Genomic DNA, 1,136 nt, shown 5'->3' with positions numbered 1-1,136 from the left:
GCGCCCGAGAAGAGTTCACGCCGACGGCCATCTGGGATGATGGTACCTTCACGTATTTCCGGTTCGCACGGAATGCGCCGGTGCCCGCCATCTTCCGATATTCGAACGGCAGGGAACGCGCGGTGAACAGCCAAGCCTTGAGTGACGGCGTCATCCGCGTGTCCGGCGTCAACCGACAATGGGTCCTTCGCCTTGGCGAAGAGGTGGTTTGCGTCCAGGACGCAGGACAGGCCACATCATGACCGAAGGTACGGAAGACCTCGCCGCGCGCCTCGCGGCTCTCGAAGGTTCGACGGGCAAAGCGAAGGCCAACAAACGGCCTGCGCCGCTTGCCGCGATCCTTGGAGTCGTCGGCATCGCCGCAGCAGGTGGTCTGGCGTGGGCCGCCCTGCAGCCGTCGGCAGAAACACCAATGGCGACCGCCGCGCCGGAAGAGTTTCAGAGCAACGGCCCCGGATTCGGAGATCTGGCGCCGATTTCTGCCCCGGAGCCCAGCCAAGCCCCGCCTGCGGACACAGGTCCGAGCGAGTCGGAACTCGCGCTGATGGAAAGTCTTGCGACATTGAGAGCGGAACTCGAGGAACTACGCGCAAGACCGGCCGAGGCCACGGACAGCGGGGCGGAGCAGGCGATTGCGGACCTGACGGCGCAAATTGCCACCTTACAGGAAGCATCCGCCGAGGCTCAGCGTGCCCTCGAGCGGCAGCTGACAGAGCGGGATCGCGAATTGGATCAGCTCCGAATGGACTTGGAACTTGCAAGGCTTGCGCCACCAGAGCCGACCTCATTGGGACCAAGTGAAGAAGAATTGCGGCTGGCCGAACTCGAAAGGCGGCGCGCAGCCGAAGCCGAGGCCCGCGCAGAGCGTATCGCGTCTCCTATGATCGCCTTCTCCGGGATGGGCGCAGGTGCGGATAGGGAGAATACGCTGGAAGCCGCACGTCTGAATGCAGATGAAGCCTTTGTTCGTTCGGGCGCGCAACCAGCACAGGTGACACGTGCCGAAGTGATCGCGAACCCATCGAACACGGTTGTTCAGGGCACCATGATTCAGGCTGTGACAGAGACGGCCCTCGACAGCACACTGCCCGGCGCGATCCGCGCCATCGTCTCGGAAGACGTCCATTCTTTCGATG

General features: G+C 63.5%; 2 protein-coding genes. Both read left to right on the top strand.

Annotated elements, in window-relative coordinates:
* On the top strand, window positions 1-242 hold a 242-nt coding region (locus DL237_RS20425; protein WP_158585701.1), incomplete at its 5' end, for a TrbG/VirB9 family P-type conjugative transfer protein.
* Window positions 239-1,136: conjugal transfer protein (locus DL237_RS20420; protein ID WP_119400804.1), on the top strand; the 898-nt coding region annotated here is incomplete at its 3' end. The genes DL237_RS20425 and DL237_RS20420, both read left to right, overlap by 4 nt.

The sequence above is a fragment of the Pseudooceanicola sediminis genome, from assembly GCF_003575965.1.
Lineage (GTDB): Bacteria > Pseudomonadota > Alphaproteobacteria > Rhodobacterales > Rhodobacteraceae > Pseudooceanicola > Pseudooceanicola sediminis.
This window is presented reverse-complemented; position numbering and strand designations above follow the sequence as displayed.